Here is a 17480-nt window from a genome sequence, read left to right as displayed (position 1 = left end):
GGATGATTTTCAAATCTCTGTAAACAAATACAGAAAATGAAATTGAATATTGCCCACTATAAAAAAAGGCCACTCCAATAGAAGTAGCCTTTTTTTATAGTTATGTGCATTAGCGTTAGATCTTCACCATCGTATAAGTGCTCGTTACAAAGTCGAAAGTGATCTTATAATTACCACTTGTTGTCGGTGCTGGAATATCGGCACCTTCTGGCTTGAACTTTCCTGTAAGGTTATTGGTACCAGCAGCACCATCTAAACCAAACTTTTTACCCCAATCACCATTGGTAGGTAATAACAAGAATTTCTCGCCTGAGGTAAGAGCCAAGGTAACTGTAAACTGAGAGGCATTTAAACGAGTTAAGTGCTGGCTTGGTGTTGGAACCGGATTGCTCCAACCACCTGGTGTAGCACCACCCACAATGTATAAATCAGAAGGCAGGCCATGTGCACCGGTAAACGGTGTTACAGTAAACTTACCAGCCTGGAAGTCTACGATAATGGTATATAAACCATCTGCTGCAGGTGCTTTCAAATCACCGCCACCTGCTTTGAAGTTATCACCTTCAACCTTGTTTCCATTATTAGCTCCATCAAAGCCATACTTGGCATCCCAACTTCCATTTACGGGAAGTATTAAATAGGATTCACCGCCTTTTAATTGGAATACACCTCCAAATGTTGTTTCATCCAAACGAGCCAGTTCCTGACTTGGCGCAGGAACCGGATTACTCCAGCCACCTACAGTAGCGCCACCTACTAGAAACAACTTACCAGAAGCAGGTAAAGCTACTTTTGGCGGCACCTTATAAGGAGTCATCTTTATCTTGATCGTATTAGCTGTAATGCGCTCGTTATTGTTGGCATAGGAAGTTATTAATCTTACATCCATATCAACGGGTATGTTGAAAGCATAACCTCTGGCTAAGAGCATATTGTTAAGCTCTCTGGCAATAATGGCAACGCTGTCCTTGCCTAATATCTCTTTCACATATGGATTAGCGAAATTGTTTCCGGTAGCATCAAATTCTATACGGTACTTAATGTTGCTGGAATCCGTAGCATAGCCAGGATATGTCCACTTCAATGTTAAAGCCGTCTTCATGGAATCTGCTGCCGCTGGTGCTACAGTAGTTGTAGAAGCCGTAAGAACAGAAGTCTTACCATTGCCATAAACAGGCAGGTCGTCTACTTTATCACATGAGGTCAGGAATACCGTCATGCCTGTTAAAAGCAGAATGAAATTTATAATTGATCTCATAAAATGATATTAGTTGTGATTTACTGTTTTACTACGGAGAATCGTCCTGTTTGAAAATTCACAGTGATTTTATACGTACCACTGGCAGCAGGCGCAGGGAAGTTATCACCCAGGTTATAGCCAAACTCGCCACCGTCAGCTAAGCCCGCTAATGATTTATTGCCCACTGCATATTTATTACTCCAACTTCCGTTGTCAGGGATCATCAAGTATTCTTTACCGCCAATCAATGGAATGGTAAGCTCATATAGCGTCGGAGTAACTTGTTTAAACTCTTGCGTAGGTACAGGCACCGGGTTGTTCCAACCGGTAGCATCACCACCTGGCGTAGCACTACCAATCAGGTATAAATGACCTGTAAAAGGAACGGCAACCTTAGGAGGGATGGCATATGGCGTCATGTTAAACTTCAATATGTTAGAAGTCAATAGTCCGGCACCAGAAGCCAAATTGGCAATCACGCGCATTTCTATTTGGTGAGACATTCCCGCTTTCACTTCCAAGGTGTTCAACAGGTAATCATTCAATTCAGCTTGCGTAAACGTTTTACTTAAGCTGCTGCTGATAGCAATTGATTTCTTCTTGGGATTGGTGAAATTAGCCCCTGTGGTATCCATCTCAATGGTATACGAAACGTTCTGAGAACTAACACCTGTAGTGAACTTGTAGTTTGGGTTGGTCCAGTCTAAACGGAAAGCTTCCTCACCACTGGTGGCAAACGTTAATGGAATGGTTCCTGTTTTTGTAGAAGTAGCTGCTGGAGCTGTCCCACCTTCGAAAGTGATTCTATTTTCATCTTTCTCACAAGACCATAACAGAATCGCCATGGTGAAGAAGGAGAATAGTTTGAATATCTTTTTCATATCTAATTATGATTGGAATTAATAGCCTGTGTTTTGTTTTAGGTTGCGGTTGGCGGTAATATCCGCTGTTGGAATAGGGAATACATTTCTGTAAGAAGCTACACCTGTTCCAGAGCTTACACCACCTTTCCAAGGCCACAAATAAGCATCGGTGGTAAAGAAGTTGTAACGAACAAGGTCTGTTCTTCTGAAACACTCCCAATACAGTTCTCTTGCACGCTCATCCAGAATGAATCGTGTTGTTAGATCCGCTGCAGTAATATTACCTGATGTATTGCCATAAGCCCGCGTACGTAATTGGTTGATGTAACCTAAAGCTGTACCCAGATCACCACCAGTACCGCCTCTTAAAACAGCCTCGGCATAGATCAGATACATTTCAGCTAAACGGAACAGCGGAAAATCAATATCAGAATGTGCCAGACTAGAACCTGCAGTACCATCACGTTTGATGTTTTTATACTTCAGTACAGCATAGCCTTCTTCAAATTTCGGAGCGGGTTCAGCACTTAATTCCAGGCTTTGTCCATTGGTATAGAATTGAGCACGCTTATCCGCAGCACCTGTTGCATCAGGGAATAGACCTGGTAGATTTTTAGTTGTTCGAACACCAGCCCATCCGCTATTCACACCGTAGCTGCCAGTAGGAATTGAACCACCCATTGGCGCATGGGTCAGGAAGGTAGTACCACCAAAGCTCTGTGTTTTTTGTCCATCATAATTGATAGTTAAGATGAACTCATTTTTATTCAATTGGTTATCGGCCAACATCAATTGACGGTAGTCGCCAACTAAAGTATAACCTGCGTCAATCACTTTCTTTGCATAAGTGATTGCATCGTTATAGCGTGGTGAACCTGTATACACTTCGGCATTCAGATACATTCTCGCTAACAGAGCCCACGCCGCTGCTTTATCAGCACGGCCATATTCATTTTGGCGTGGTGCCACAAGACTGCCTTCAATGTCCTTTAACTCTGTTTCAATGTACTTAAACAGTTCCGCGCGGGTTGTTTGCTTAGGTACGCTGGCACCTAAGACATCGTTTTCTGTTACAAAGGCTGGGTTGCCAAACAGATCCATCAGCACCCAATATTGAAACGCCCTGATAAAGCGTGCTTCCGTTTTATAGGTTTTAATGCTATCGGCACTGGCACCGCTGATACCACGAGAAGCTACTTTATCCTCAGCTGCCTGGCGAATAAAATCGTTCGCCAACGTGATTTGGTAAAAAGAACGGTAGTAAAGACCGGTCAGGATCTCGTTGTTGGGCGACCAGGTCATGTTGTGAAAGAAGTGAATGCCCGGATCACCCCAGCCAGCTTGTACTACAGCTTCATCAGTGCTAATCTCCTGCGCCCACCAATGCAAGCGTAAAAAATCGGAAGTACCTTCATCAATACCTTGCACATCACCATTACCCGCAGGACCTTGGTTTCCGGTGAGAGCATAAGCCCCATATACTTTGGCAAAAGCTTGCTTATAACCAGCGGAAGTGCTGTACACTACCTCTGAAGTAATATCATTGGTCGGAAGCCGATCCAAATTTTTTGTACATGCGGAAAGTACAGTTGCACATAGCGTTGCAATACAACCCGCTTTGAAAACATTTATATTCATAGTAGAAGAATCTGTTAATTAGAAATTGCTTTTTCTCAATAATTAAAACTCCAGATTAGCACCAATAGTAAAGGTTCTTGGACGTGGGTAGAAGTTATTGTCTACACCAGTAGAAATCTCCGGATCCAACCCTTTGTATTTAGTGATCGTAAATACGTTTTGTACACCAGCGTTCAAGCGTAGGTTAGCATTACTGCTAAATACCTTACCCATGTTGTAACCTATGTTCAGGTTATCCATTCTAAGGAATGAAGCATTCTGTACAAAATAATCAGAGAAGTAATAATCAGCTTTTGTACCACTGAAATTTGTATTTAACAAATCTGAATACGCATTACGTAAGTAACCCGTTGCAAATACATTGCTGCGGCTACCGATAGAAGCGTTCAATTGGTTGTACATATAGTTACCCACATTGGCACGCATTACCACACCGGCATTCCAGTTTTTATAAGTAAGGTTCGTTGAGAAACCAAAGAATAAATCCGGGTTGGCACTCTTATATTGGTACATGTCTTTATCATTGATCACACCATCGCGGTTTCTGTCTTCAAACAGACCGTCAATTGGTTTACCATTTGCATCATACACTTGCTGCAATACAAAGAAAGAACCCGGTTTGTTACCCACAGAGTTGATCTTAATATTACGACCGGTACCACCGATACCGAAATAGCGGTTACCCAGGAATGAAGGATCATCCGTAATATTCAACTGTGTGATCTCTCCTTTATTATACGTAGCGTTGAAGTTTACATTCCAGGTCAGGTTGGCATTTCTAACCGCATCAGCATTAATGTTAAATTCAACACCACGGTTTTCCATGCTACCTACGTTGGCTACGATCTTATTAGAGAAGTTGGTACCGGCTGACTGGGGAATTTCATTCAACAAGTCGGTTGTCTTTTTGAAATAATATTCTACACTACCCGTAATGCGGTTGTCTATGAAACCGAAGTCTAAACCAACGTTAGTAGTGGCTGTTTGCTCCCATTTACGGTTAGCATAGTAACCACCCGGACGGTATAGGTTGTAGAAGCTGTTGCCGATTTGGTACTGAGCCTGGTTATTACTCAAGCTATAATAAGAGATGTAATCATAAAGACCAATACCCTCTTGCTGGCCTGTTACCCCATAACCCACACGCAATTTCAAATCAGAAAATACCTTACTGTTTTTCAGGAAGTTTTCCTCTTTCATTCGCCATGCAAAAGCTAAGGAAGGAAAAGTACCCCAACGATTTTCTTCATTAAAACGTGAAGAGCCATCGCGACGTACCGTAGCCGTTAACAGGTAACGATCCATCAACGTATAATTTAAACGACCATAGAAAGAGATCAAAGTATTGCGTGGTTCATCGAACGGAAAGTTCGGAACGCTTACGATCGTATCACGGTATGTTTTGTCAGGGAAGTTGTAGTTCGTCGTCTTGAAATCCTGATAGCCATAACCAGCAATCGCATCTACACGGCTTCTGATAGAACGGATGTCTTTTGCATAGTTTAAGTAAAACTCTGTCAGCAGGTTTTGTTTATGCTGCTCATACTCTGTATTCTGACCACCATACATTTTGCCCGTAGTTGGTGATTTATGACGCATATAGGAAGAGGCAGCACTGTCATCGATCACTACAGTACCTTGTCCTTTAGAAATATCATAACCCAGGTTCAGGTTAGCTCTCAAGTCAGGAAGAAAATGGAATTTATAGTCAAAAACTACATTACCAACACTACGCTGCACATCGCTTTGATCGTCGCGTTGTTCTAACAAACCAACAGGATTTAAAGGCGCTAAACCTCTTAAACCAGTTGCAGAAGCCGGATCTAAATACTCATAGTAACCACCAAAACGAGAACTCTTTGAGTGAATGGGTTGTGTAGGGTCGAAGGTTACCGCATTACCGATAGCACTTTCATTAGCAAAGCGGCTGGCACTTAATGAACCTTTTAAGTTCAGGTCAATGCGCAAATGGTTGTCGAACAGCTGTGGGCTCATATTGAAACCCAAAGAAGTGCGTTGCAATTTACCAGTACGCAGGATACCCGTTTGATTTAAATAACCCAATGAAGCGCGGAAAGGTATTTTACCAAGACCACCAGTCATGCTTAGGTTATTATCGGTAGTGATACCGGTTTGATAAATTTCGTCTTGCCAGTTTGTATTTTCAGAACCTAAAAATGCCTTTTGTTCGGCCGTACCGTTCTGATTTACGTACGTTCTGAATTCATTAGCACTCAATACATCAACCTGGTTAGCAGGAGTAGCTGCAGAAAGTTGCGTATTGAAATTGAAACGCGGCTTACCTACTTTACCTTTTTTAGTGGTAATAATAATTACACCGTTTGAGGCACGAGAACCATAAATAGCCGCTGCAGACGCATCCTTCAGGATATTAAATGTTTCAATATCGTTAGGGTTGATCATGGCCAGCGGATTGGCAGCACCAGATATACTATTATTATCTAAAGGCACACCATCAATAACAATCAATGGATCATTGCTGGCATTCAAAGAAGCACCCCCACGGATACGAATGGTACTACCAGCACCCGGCGCACCACCATTGGAAGTGATCTGAACACCCGCTACTTTACCGGCTATCAACTGCTCGGGAGTAGTGATCTGTCCTTTTTGGAAATCTTTTGAAGAAATGGCCGTTACGGCACCCGTCAGATCTTTTTTACGTGCGGTACCGTAACCGACAACCACCACCTCGTTCAGGTTGCTGGAAGTAGTTTGTAAACGCACGTTAATCGCGTTTGCAGAGCCGAGGTTGATTTCCTGGCTGGCATAACCGACGGAACTAAAAGTTAGCATAGTCGTAGCTGTGGGGACCGTAATACTGAAACTACCATCTGCTGATGTACTGGTTCCAGAATTCGAGCCGCGCGCAGTTACAGAAACCCCTGAAAGACCAGCGCCGGCAGCATCGGTTACACGACCTGTAACGGTTTTGGTTTGAGCCCATAATGCATTGGAAAGCAATAAGAAGAATGCGGGCAGGATGAGGTTGCAAAGCAATTTTCTGCAATTCATAAAGCAATCAATCTATTTTGTTAGTAAAGGATACAGCTTGGTTAATGTGTATCTAAGACACAATTTTAATCTTTTTTTAATTTCCTGTGAAACTTTTCTTAATAATTTTTCATGTTTTTCGTCAAGTTTCGGTTATCCGTTTGGTTTTTAAACCGGTAGTAGCATTTTGTTTAATGCGTACCGTTATAAAGACATTAAACGATCTACATTCGGCCGGTTGTTTTTCTTTAGCTGCGAACGTAGCTTGTATAATTTACCGGGCCGGTGCGGTACATCTTCTTCCATTTCGTTCAGATCTACCAGCCAGTTTTTCAGCATGATGCGCTTCCGGAAATTTCGGCGATCCAGTTCCACACCCAGAATAGCTTCATACAGATCCTGCAGCTCGCGTAAGGAGAACTTCTCTGACAATAAATTAAATACGATCGGGTGCTCCATTACCTGTTCGCGTAAACGATTTAAGCAGGTATTCAGAATCAGCTTATGGTCAAAGGCTAGCTTTTCAATATCATTGATATTGTGCCAGTGCAGCTCATTTTCCGTAAGCTGTATAGCATGGCTTTTCGTATCCACCAGCGAGTAATAGGCCGTAGTAATGACTCGGCCTGACGGGTGGCGATTCAGGCGGCCAAACGTATGCACCTGCTCCAGAAATACATTTTGTAATCCTGTACGCTCGCGCAACACACGGTATGGCGCTTCTTCCATGTCTTCATCCGGCCGTACTAAGTCGCCCAGTAAAGACCATAGCCCTTCAAACTCTTTCAGGTCCGATTTGATCAGCAACACTTTCAATTTTTTATTCTCGTAGCCGAAAATCACACAGTCTACAGAGATGGCTATATTGAAAAAGTCGAGGTGCGTTTTTTTCTCAATCTCAGCGGTTTTTAAGCCTATTTTTTGCATAGCTTTTATTGTAAAGTGATCGGTATTATTTTTTGTGCGGCGCTTGTATAGATCCTGATATAGTAAGTACCGGACGCAGCAGGTAAACCACTTCGGTTAAACGACAGCTGGTGTTTGCCTTTTATCAGAAACTTTTGTTGTAGCGTTCCCAGTTGTTGACCAGAAAGGTTCAACAAATCAATGCTGGTGGTGCCACTTTGGGGTACATATAGCTCCACTACATAGTTAGTATGAACAGGGTTGGGAAATACTTTGGCTTCCAATGTGGTACCGCTGGTAGGAATGTTTACTACCGGCGTTACGGAAATGTTGTTGACATTGCGGTTGACATACACATGGTATTCACCGGGTTGTAAACTAATGGTTTGCGCTGTTCCTGTAGACGTAAAGGTGGTGTTACCAAAATAGTCGTACCAGGTACCGGCCGTTGGGAAGGTTACGGTGCTACTGGTGGTTGTTACATCAAAGTTGCCCACCACTACCAGCATAGATGTATCGCCACTGGCCACTTTCAACCATTTAAAGGCATCGCTAAAGTTTTGTGTAATAGTGCCGCTTTGAAACAACTCCTTATACCAAGCGTGAAAGCGCAGGGCATTTAAACCACTATATATATTATATACGCTTTGGCGACGAGGCTCGTTTTTATAATCCCAGCGAATGGGCTTGGGATCTAATTTTTTATCACAGTTGCCGCTTTCATCGTTATTGCTGGATAAGTAACAACGGGAGAAGTCGTAACCCAGCTCGCCAAACTGCCAGATCATCTTAGGACCGGGGATGGTTAACAGAAAGGCAGCATCCAACTCCATGCGTTTTAAGGCAGTAGCTGTATCCTTAATGGAATAGCCACTAACAGCATTCCCATATTTGATACTCTTATACGTTACACGCTCTTCATCGTGACTTTCCATATAGGTAACGAGGTGCGGTTGTGTCCAACCACGTACGCTGTGGATACCCCAATCAAAATTCCAGCGGTCGCGGTAGCCCATAGCTGCCTGCATGTAGCTATCGTTTAAATTACCCCAAAGCAGGAAGCCATTATCGGCCAGCTGCTTTTCTTCTGTGTTAGCCGTTAGGTGCTCCAATATCATATAGGCATCGGGAGCTACTGCTTTTACGGCATTGGCATAACCATTCAATATAGCCACCCGGCTAGCGTCGTAGGCAGACATGTCTGCGTCACTGGTAGAAACCTTTTGTGTAAGTCCCTTGGTAAAATCCAGGCGGTAGCCATCTATTTTATATTCGGTGAGCCAGTGTTGCAACACGCGGCCAAAGAAGTATTTGGTATCGGCGCTTTCATGATTAAAGTCTTCACCAAAGCCAAAGGCGTGTGGCTGTACTGTGTTGTACCAGGGATTATTACTGGCAGGACGGTTGTTAGCTGCATCCCAATACAACTGGGCTAACGGTGAAGGACCATAGGTATGGTTCAACACCATATCCATGATAACAGCAATGCCGTTTTGGTGGCACTTATCAATAAAGGCCTTGAGCTGATTGGCCGGACCATAGTATTTATCAGGAGCAAAGTATTGGAAACCATTGTAGCCCCAGCTAAGGTTGCCTTCAAACTCATTTACCGGCATCAACTCAATAGCGTTTATACCAAGGCGTTTGAAATAGCTTAGGGTGTCGGAAAGTGTTTTCCAGTCGTGGTTGGCAATAAAATCACGCACCAACACTTCATAGATCACCAAGCCGCGTTTATCCGGCCGAGAGAAGTTAGTAACACTCCAATTATACGCTGGTGCACCGGGCTGAAGTACACTAACCATTCCGGTTGTTTTGCCAGTTGGATAGGCTTTCAGATTAGGATAAGTAGTAGCAGAAATAAAACCATCGTTATTTGGATCCAGTATCTTTTCTGCATAAGGATCGGCAATCTTTAAGGCATTATCTACCTGGTATTGAAAGCCGTATTCAGTACCTGCAGTAAGTCCCTCCAGTCGTAGCCAAAACTTCTTGCCATCGGGTGTTTTATTCATGATGTAGTTGTTGCTGGGTGTCCAGTTATTGAAATCACCAATCAGACTGACAATGTTTTTTCCCGGGGCATGCAACACCAATGTGGCAGCGGTGCCGCTTGCATCATAGTTAATACCATCCTTAACACCAGCAGGCAGATCGGCCACTGGCGAGGTTACGCTACCCACCGTTAACTGCAGATTAGTAGTAGCGGTTTGTGTACCATCGTTAGCCGTTACTTGTACCTGGTACAAACCAGCCGTAACATAGTTAACGGTAAAGGTTTGCTCGTTAGTAACCGATAGCGTTTGCACTGTGCCATTACCAGCGTTCAGTGTTACGCTGGAAGGTTTATTCACTGCTACTTTAAATGTATACGCACCCACCGGAATGGTTTGGGTTTCCGGTTGTGGATTGAATAGAGGTTGCATAGCCGGCTCCAGCAGTTGCACGGCTAAATCAGCGTTATATACCGGAATGTACATGTCGCTGTTATCGGCATTAGCCTGTTTTTTAGAACCATTGCCCGTACGGAACAGAATGGCAATTTTGCGGATGGTTTCTGCCGCCGGCACACCAAAATAGCTTTTCAAGCTACCGTTGATGGTAAACGTCCATTTATTATTACCGATGTAAGTGGCTTGCAGGGATGCGTTGGGCTGGTTGAAATTTTGGCTGAACTTCACATACTTCCAATCGTTAGCTGTTGTGCTGAGATTGGTAATCACCCCTAAGTGTACATAGACATCGTTATTGGGGGTATAATTCAATAATCCTTTGTTTCCCTTATTGGCATCCACGGTTATAACGAGGTTTTGAGCAGCGTCATTTTCTGCAGGGAACAGGGGGGTATAGGTCAGCAGTTGGGCACGTAAGCACATAGATAGGGCCATGGTGCTTATAAGCAGCAGCATTCTCTTCATAGCAAGCGAATAATTGGCTAAAGATACAATATGTACTGAAAACACATTGTGCCGGCTTATTTTTTTCCAACTTTCTTTTGAGGGAAGGCTGGGAGAAAGCTGCACGCTGCAAGCCAAACAGCCGAGAGAGAGTTCAGGGTTGACAGACGACAGTCCACGGGAGAAAAGTCATTGGTGAGTGGTGAGTAATGAGTAATGAGTATGGAGTCCATAGTGAATGTATATAGGAGTAGAATAGGAGGAGTAGTGAATGTGGAAGGCAGGTAGAGGGCTTTATCTGTGCAGTTGGTACGGACTTACCTACAGAAGAGGTACAGATTAGGTACAGAAGAGGTACAAGAGAGGCACAAGAGACTAGGGATAGAGGAAGGATAAAGCAGGGGCTGTATACTCCCCCATGCGCGCCCCCAACCTCTAAAGGGGCACCTGCGCACAGAAGGCTTCTGTCCTAACATTTCCTTTTCATCTATTATAAACTCTGCTAATCTGTGATCCTCTTTTTCTCTTTAGCTCTTTGCAAAACCCCTCCTCAGTGGCGCCACGGTGTGCTCTGCGTGAAACGCCATCCAGAAATCTTCAAATCTGAAATCTTAAATCCCAAATCGTACTACTTTTAGGGCGTATGACAGACCGCGTAAAAGAATTACAACAGCACACAGTAGCCCTACTAAAAACTGCCAAAGCAGAAGGCATTACTCCCTCTGCTATCAATACCCTGCGTGAAGTACTCCGTTTTCATGAGTACCGCTATTATATACAAAACGACCCGCTGGTCTCTGACTTTGAGTACGATACCCTGTACAAAAGTTTGGAAAAGCTGGAAACCGAAAACCCCGACCTGATCACTTCCGATTCACCCACTCAGCGTGTGGGTAAGGGATTGACCAAGGAGTTTCCAACGGTGCAACATTTGGTACCCATGCTGTCGTTAGACAACTCTTATAACAGTGATGACCTGTTAGACTTTGACCGTAAAGCACGGGAACTAACTGGTGAGTCGGTCATTGAATATTGTGTAGAGCCCAAGTTTGACGGAGCCTCTATATCACTCCTATATGAAGACGACCGGCTGGTTCGTGGCGCCACACGCGGTGATGGCGTATATGGGGATGATATTACACCCAACATTCGCCAGATCCGCACCATTCCCTTAAGTGCGCACTTTGCTACTTATGGTTTAGACACCGTAGAGATCCGCGGAGAGGTACTGATCAACAAGAACAATTTTGCCAAGTTTAATGAAGCTGTAGTAGAAGCTGGTGGACAGCCATTAGCCAATCCACGTAATGCAGCGTCTGGTACCTTACGTATTAAAGACCCTTTGGAAGTGGGCCGTCGTAAGTTGGAAGCTTTTACATATAGCCTGGGTTACTTCTCTATCCTACCGGGACATGAAGGACCTCATACGCACTCCGAAACATTGGAGATGCTGTGGAACCTGGGTTTCCGCAGTCCCAATAAAGAAAAGAAGGTATTCAACGGCATACAAGCTGTAATCGATTATTGTACCGAGTTTGAAGCACACCGTGATGATCTGCCTTATGAAATAGATGGCATGGTGATCAAGGTTAACCGCTTTGACCTACAGGATAAAATGGGTATGACCACCCACCACCCTCGCTGGGCCATAGCCTACAAGTTCAAAGCTCGTCAGGCCACCAGCAAACTTCTTAGAGTAGAATATCAGGTAGGTAGAACTGGTAATATTGGCCCTGTAGCCAAGATAGAACCGGTAGCTATAGGTGGTGTTACCGTTTCTTCTATTTCCTTATTTAACGAAGACAATATCCGTGATAAGGATCTTCGTATAGGCGATACCGTATTAGTAGAGCGGGCTGGCGATGTGATACCTTATATTGTTAAATCCATGCATGAGTTACGCACCGGTAATGAACAAGTCATTCAGTTTCCCCGTAACTGTCCAGCTTGTGGTGATGAGTTATACCGTGCGGAGGAAGAAGCGGCCTGGCGTTGTACAAACATCAACTGTTCAGCCCAGGTGCTAGAGCGCCTCTTCCATTTTGCCTCAAAAGATGCTATGGACATTCGTGGCTTGGGTGAAGCTAATATTGAGAAGTTTTATAATCTGGGACTGTTGTGCACCATACCACAGATTTACCAGCTGGACTATGAGAAAATAGGAACCCTTGAAGGCTTTGGTCCCAAATCAATTACTAATCTGCAAACAGCAATTGCCAACTCCAAGAATCAACCTTTACACCGATTGATGTTTGCCCTGGGCGTGCGCCATGTAGGTGAAACGATGGCTAAAACCTTAGCGCATGCAGTGAACCATCTGCTTGACCTACAGCGCTTTACAGAGGCTGACCTGATGAATTTAGAAGACGTAGGCCCCAAGGTTGCTAACAGTGTATTTACCTTTTTCCAGAACGATGACAACATTAAAATGTTGCAGGAACTGGAAGGTTTAGGTCTGCAGTTAGTAAATGCCAAGAAGGATTTTGGCAATGGTGGCAACCTGGAAGGACAAACGTTTTTGTTCACTGGTTCAATGGTCAAATTAAAACGCAGTGAGGCTGAAGCGTTAGTAGAAGAGAATGGCGGAAAGATCGTGTCTGGCGTAAGCAGCAAGCTCAATTATTTAGTGGTTGGAGAGGACGCTGGAAGCAAGTTAGAGAAGGCAAAGAAGATTACTTCAATCAAAATAATTACGGAAGATCAATTTTTGAGGATGATTGGCAAAGTTTAGATAAGAAATTGTTTGGAAACGTTTTAACTTAGGAGTAGAATTCTAACTGGTAAGCTCCATCTATTCTCCATTTCAATTGATTAGTATGATAAATAAACAACCCGGCGAAGTGTGGAAACCACTTGTTTTTAGCGGCAGTGGTGCGTTACGCAACCGTTATGCTGTTTCCTCACACGGACGTATCGCCTCTTATAAAGAAGATATTTTAAAAGACGGTAAGCTACTAAACGGCTCTATTACAACGGGCTACCGTACGCTAAATTTACACCGTCCCGGTAATAAGGGCACCTTGTACATCCACCGCGAGCTGGCCCGTTTGTTCCTGAAAAGGACATCGCCCAAGTACAAGTTCGTGATCCACAAGAACCACGACAAGCTCGACAATAACATCAAGAACCTGCAGTGGGCTACATTGGATGAGATGATTGAACATCAACAAGGCAGCCCGGCTAAGATTGCTTACAAAGAAAAGCAAGCTAACCGCACAGTAGGCTTGAAACTAACCGCTACGCAAGTACGAAGAATCAAAGACCAGCTGAACAATAAGAACCGTCGTTTGACTATTAAGCAGATTGCCGACAAATATGCTGTAAGTGAAATGACCTTATACCGCATTAAAAGCGGCGAGAACTGGTCAAGAGTATAGAACCACGATTTTTAGGATTAAGAAGGATTAGGAGGAGAATGCTTATCACCTCCTAATCCTTCTTATGATTTTAAGACATGCCTCATTCTATATTTCCCAATAATCCTCATCAATCAAGTTAACCTTAGTTCTATTATGCTTGAACCACAGACCCTTACCTTTTTAAAACAGCTCAAGAAGAATAATAACAAACCTTGGTTTGATGCACACCGCGCGCAGTATGAAGCCGCGCGTATAGACTTTCAGAATTTTATTCAATTGGTCATTGACCGCTTGCAACAAAGCGACCCGTCTATTACAGGCACTATAGCCCGGAATTGTATGTTCCGCATCAACCGCGACATCCGCTTCTCTAACGACAAAACGCCTTACAAGACCAACTTTGGTGCTAGTATTAAAACAGGCGGCCGCAAGTCGGGACTGGCAGGCTATTATTTTCACCTGGAGCCCGGTAGCAGCTTTGTAGGAGGTGGCCTGTGGATGCCCGAAGCCCCTGCATTAAAAGCTGTACGCCAGGAGATCGATTATAACTGGGATGAGTTTCAAGCTATCATAAAAGCCAAGACCTTTCAGAAGAACTTTGGGGATGTGTATTCAGCCGATGAGATACGCTTATCTACTGTACCGAAAGGCTATGAAAAAGATAACCCTGCTATTGAATATTTAAAACTAAAAAGCTTTATTGCCGAAACATCCATAACCGACGAAGAACTCTTCACCGCTTCATTGCACAAAAAAACAGTAGCTGCTTTTGAGGCCCTGCAACCATTACTACAGTTTATCAACAGAGCAATAACGGATTAAAAACCTTTTAATCTATTCAGTACGTATCAGATGACGGCTGCTAGTGGGCAGATGACAGGAAGTTCCTCTGTCAACGATCAGCTGTCAACTTAATACGCCCCATATTCATAAAAACAAATTAAAACAAACTATATGGCAAAGGTTTGGTTCTTAACAGGCGCTTCCAGTGGTTTGGGAGAGGCTCTTGCACAGGCAATTATTGATAAAGGAGATATGGTCGCAGCTACGTTTCGCAGCGAAGAACAGGCCATTGCATTTAATAATCAACACCCGGAACGAGGTATTGGGCTTGTCTTAGATGTAACAGCAACAGACAAGATCAAGGCCGTAGTAGCCAGGGCCTATACACATTTTGGTTCTATTGATGTATTAGTTAATAATGCCGGCTATGGTACTGTTGGTGCCATTGAAGAGTTTAGTTTGGAAGAAATACGCCAGCAAATGGAAACCAACTTCTTTGGCACTGTAGCCGTAACCAAAGAAGTGCTACCGATAATGCGGGAGAAAAGAAGTGGCCATATTGTGCAACTCTCTTCCGTGTCTGGCATCCGGGCACTGGGAGGTTTTGGTATTTATAACGCCAGCAAGTTTGCACTGGAAGGTTTTAGTGAAGCCCTGGCGCAGGAAGTAGCTCCTTTCAATATCCGTGTCACCATAGTAGAGCCAGGCCCCTTCCGCACCCAATTTGCCGGCACCTCTATTAAAATGCCGCAAAAAAGACTGGAAGACTACCAGCATACTCCAGTAGGAACTATGTACAAGTATATACAGGAGGCCAATGGCAAACAAGAAGGCGATCCGGTTAAAGGCGCTCGAGCCATTGTAGACTTTGTTTATAGCGATAATGAGTCCTTACGTTTGCCGCTGGGCCAATTAGCATTGGCTGGAATTAAGGCCAAACTTCAGTCCGTACAAAAGGATCTGGAAGCGAATGAAGCGGTGGCGGCATCGGTCATTTTTTCTGAAACAGGGGCTCATAAGAGTTGAAAAGTTAACTAGTTGAAAAGTTGACAAGGATAATCCCTCCGTACTTTCTCTTACATACATAGAAAATGCTTGGCAGTTGATACCAGCTTTTACTTTTTTATGTATCAGATTACAAAACATATATCCGTACTATGGATTTAAATGAAATTCTTCCTAAAAGCGAAAACATACAGCATTTCATTGATGAGCAAATGTTGCCTTGTTCTTATGATCGTATTGAGTTAGTGAAAAGTAGTCACTCGTTGTCTATTGAAAACTTCAACCGTAAGCTTAAAGAAATACGCCCCTATACTTTAGGAGAATTTCTTATCAATGACATTTACGCTTATAGACCTTCTACTACGTCCTATTGTTTGTATTTGCTATTGGATTTGTCCTCAAGATTTATAGACAGCTTAATTCTCCTGTTTGGCTCTCCCTTTAATGTAACTATGGAAGATGTAGAAAAAAGGGACTTTGACTTTTTACACTGGGAGATCAATGATATTGATATTACGCTACGTAGAGACCATGGTGGTAATTATACAAGCCGGACAAAGAAGAAAGTTATTCTCTCTTTTACTAACATGCACTTAGATGATTTGCTCAATAAGGAAAAGATCTTCGGCCTTTAGATTTCACTTTATGCTAGGTTGGTAAATTATTAAAAGAAAAGGCAGGCTATTAATAGCCTGCCTTTTCTTTATTTCCGTTAACAGGTAAAGCCCTTTCTTGTCAACCTGTTAACTTATCAACTTGTCAACTCCTTAACCCAATAAAGCTTTACCCATCAAATACTCTGCAATCTGCACGGCATTGGTAGCAGCGCCTTTACGTAAGTTGTCACTTACAATCCACATATTCAATGTGCGAGGCTGTGTTTCATCGCGACGTAGACGACCTACAAACACCTCATCTTTTTCATGCGCCCACAGCGGCATTGGGTATACTTGCTGATCAACATCATCTTGTACAACAACACCTGGTGCTTCGCTTAGTACCTTTTTTAGATCGGCCAGATCATATTCGTTTTCAAACTCTACATTCACGCTTTCACTGTGTCCACCCATCACTGGAATACGCACGGTAGTAGCGGTTACTTTAATGCTGTCATCCATCATGATCTTCTTGGTCTCGTTCACCATTTTCATTTCTTCTTTGGTGTAGCCATTATCCATAAACACATCGATCTGTGGAATAGCATTCAGGTCGATCTGGTATTTATAGGCCATTTCCCCTTCTTTTCCTGCACGCTCATTATTCAGCTGATCAACCGCTTTTTTACCAGTACCGGTTACGCTCTGGTACGTACTTACTATCACACGCTTGATCTTATATTTTTCGTGCAAGGGTTTTAAGGCTACTACCATTTGAATGGTAGAACAATTAGGATTAGCAATGATCTTATCAGTTGCTGTTAATACACTGGCATTTACTTCGGGTACTACCAATGGCTTGTCGGGATGCATGCGCCAGGCAGAGGAATTATCAATAACAGTAATGCCGGCTTCTGCAAACTTAGGCGCCCACTCAAGAGAGGTGCTGCCACCTGCGGAAAACAATGCCACTGCTGGTTTCGCCGCAATACCTTCTTGCATACCTACAACCTTATAAGTCTTACCCTTAAAGGTTACTTCTTTGCCTACTGAACGCTCTGAGGCTACAGGTATTAACTCGGTTACAGGGAAGTTGCGCTCGGCCAACACCTGTAACATTTTTGTGCCCACTAAACCAGTGGCACCTACTACGGCTACTTTCATGGTGGTAAAATTAG

12 protein-coding genes are annotated in these 17480 nt (G+C 43.5%); 5 read left to right on the top strand and 7 right to left on the bottom strand.

The features are described 5' to 3' along the window. Window positions 1–115: 115 nt before the first annotated feature. The 6 genes from SY85_RS17880 to SY85_RS17855 form a co-directional block, all read right to left on the bottom strand. Complete coding sequence (locus tag SY85_RS17880; RefSeq protein ID WP_066406225.1) at window positions 116–1258, bottom strand: SusE domain-containing protein; 1143 nt, start codon at window positions 1256–1258, stop codon at window positions 116–118. Between the two features lie 20 nt (window positions 1259–1278). Continuing rightward, on the bottom strand, window positions 1279–2121 hold the full coding sequence (locus SY85_RS17875) for a SusE domain-containing protein (protein WP_066406224.1): 843 nt from the start codon (window positions 2119–2121) through the stop codon (window positions 1279–1281). Between the two features lie 18 nt (window positions 2122–2139). After that, on the bottom strand, window positions 2140–3741 hold the full coding sequence (locus SY85_RS17870) for a RagB/SusD family nutrient uptake outer membrane protein (protein ID WP_066406223.1): 1602 nt from the start codon (window positions 3739–3741) through the stop codon (window positions 2140–2142). A gap of 42 nt (window positions 3742–3783) precedes the next feature. Continuing rightward, window positions 3784–6777 carry a SusC/RagA family TonB-linked outer membrane protein gene (locus SY85_RS17865; protein WP_066406222.1) on the bottom strand — a complete coding sequence of 998 codons (2994 nt, stop codon included), beginning with the start codon at window positions 6775–6777 and terminating at the stop codon, window positions 3784–3786. A 183-nt stretch (window positions 6778–6960) separates the two neighbouring features. Next, window positions 6961–7683, bottom strand: coding sequence for an NUDIX hydrolase (locus tag SY85_RS17860; RefSeq protein WP_066406221.1), 723 nt, complete (start codon window positions 7681–7683; stop codon window positions 6961–6963). Between the two features lie 5 nt (window positions 7684–7688). After that, on the bottom strand, window positions 7689–10580 hold the full coding sequence (locus tag SY85_RS17855; RefSeq protein ID WP_148661234.1) for an alpha-amylase family glycosyl hydrolase: 2892 nt from the start codon (window positions 10578–10580) through the stop codon (window positions 7689–7691). Window positions 10581–11202: 622 nt separating this feature from the next. On the opposite strand from SY85_RS17855, the gene ligA reads away from it, so the two are divergent. From ligA to SY85_RS17830, 5 genes are all read left to right on the top strand, one after another. Further along, window positions 11203–13290: an NAD-dependent DNA ligase LigA gene (ligA, locus tag SY85_RS17850; protein WP_066406220.1), complete on the top strand. Its 2088-nt coding sequence runs from the start codon at window positions 11203–11205 to the stop codon at window positions 13288–13290. A gap of 85 nt (window positions 13291–13375) precedes the next feature. Next, window positions 13376–13936, top strand: a complete 561-nt coding sequence (locus SY85_RS17845) for an NUMOD4 domain-containing protein (protein ID WP_066406219.1) — start codon at window positions 13376–13378, stop codon at window positions 13934–13936. 135 nt (window positions 13937–14071) lie between these two features. Beyond that, window positions 14072–14740: a DUF2461 domain-containing protein gene (locus SY85_RS17840; RefSeq protein ID WP_066406218.1), complete on the top strand. Its 669-nt coding sequence runs from the start codon at window positions 14072–14074 to the stop codon at window positions 14738–14740. A gap of 132 nt (window positions 14741–14872) precedes the next feature. After that, entirely contained in the window at window positions 14873–15727 is an 855-nt protein-coding gene (locus SY85_RS17835) for an oxidoreductase (protein WP_066406217.1), read from the top strand. 131 nt (window positions 15728–15858) lie between these two features. After that, window positions 15859–16341, top strand: coding sequence for a hypothetical protein (locus SY85_RS17830; RefSeq protein WP_066406216.1), 483 nt, complete (start codon window positions 15859–15861; stop codon window positions 16339–16341). Between the two features lie 132 nt (window positions 16342–16473). Here the strand turns inward: SY85_RS17830 and SY85_RS17825 are convergent, their stop codons facing one another. Next, window positions 16474–17466 (bottom strand): aspartate-semialdehyde dehydrogenase, encoded by a 993-nt coding sequence (locus SY85_RS17825; RefSeq protein ID WP_066406215.1) that lies wholly within the window; start codon window positions 17464–17466, stop codon window positions 16474–16476. Window positions 17467–17480: the final 14 nt, after the last annotated feature.

It is taken from the genome of Flavisolibacter tropicus (genome assembly GCF_001644645.1).
Classification (GTDB): domain Bacteria; phylum Bacteroidota; class Bacteroidia; order Chitinophagales; family Chitinophagaceae; genus Flavisolibacter; species Flavisolibacter tropicus.
Note: the sequence above shows the minus strand (reverse complement) of the source record. Positions and strands in the feature narration are given on the sequence as shown.

Excerpts from the sequence above, each read along its gene's own strand:
- SY85_RS17825 (WP_066406215.1), bottom strand. The coding sequence starts at position 17,466 with ATGAAAGTAGCCGTAGTAGGTGCCACTGGTTTAGTGGGCACAAAAATG.
- SY85_RS17840 (WP_066406218.1), top strand. The coding sequence starts at position 14,072 with ATGCTTGAACCACAGACCCTTACCTTTTTAAAACAGCTCAAGAAGAAT.
- SY85_RS17845 (WP_066406219.1), top strand. The coding sequence starts at position 13,376 with ATGATAAATAAACAACCCGGCGAAGTGTGGAAACCACTTGTTTTTAGC.
- SY85_RS17880 (WP_066406225.1), bottom strand. The coding sequence starts at position 1,258 with ATGAGATCAATTATAAATTTCATTCTGCTTTTAACAGGCATGACGGTA.
- SY85_RS17860 (WP_066406221.1), bottom strand. The coding sequence starts at position 7,683 with ATGCAAAAAATAGGCTTAAAAACCGCTGAGATTGAGAAAAAAACGCAC.
- ligA (WP_066406220.1), top strand. The coding sequence starts at position 11,203 with ATGACAGACCGCGTAAAAGAATTACAACAGCACACAGTAGCCCTACTA.
- SY85_RS17855 (WP_148661234.1), bottom strand. The coding sequence starts at position 10,580 with ATGAAGAGAATGCTGCTGCTTATAAGCACCATGGCCCTATCTATGTGC.
- SY85_RS17875 (WP_066406224.1), bottom strand. The coding sequence starts at position 2,121 with ATGAAAAAGATATTCAAACTATTCTCCTTCTTCACCATGGCGATTCTG.
- SY85_RS17830 (WP_066406216.1), top strand. The coding sequence starts at position 15,859 with ATGGATTTAAATGAAATTCTTCCTAAAAGCGAAAACATACAGCATTTC.
- SY85_RS17835 (WP_066406217.1), top strand. The coding sequence starts at position 14,873 with ATGGCAAAGGTTTGGTTCTTAACAGGCGCTTCCAGTGGTTTGGGAGAG.
- SY85_RS17865 (WP_066406222.1), bottom strand. The coding sequence starts at position 6,777 with ATGAATTGCAGAAAATTGCTTTGCAACCTCATCCTGCCCGCATTCTTC.
- SY85_RS17870 (WP_066406223.1), bottom strand. The coding sequence starts at position 3,741 with ATGAATATAAATGTTTTCAAAGCGGGTTGTATTGCAACGCTATGTGCA.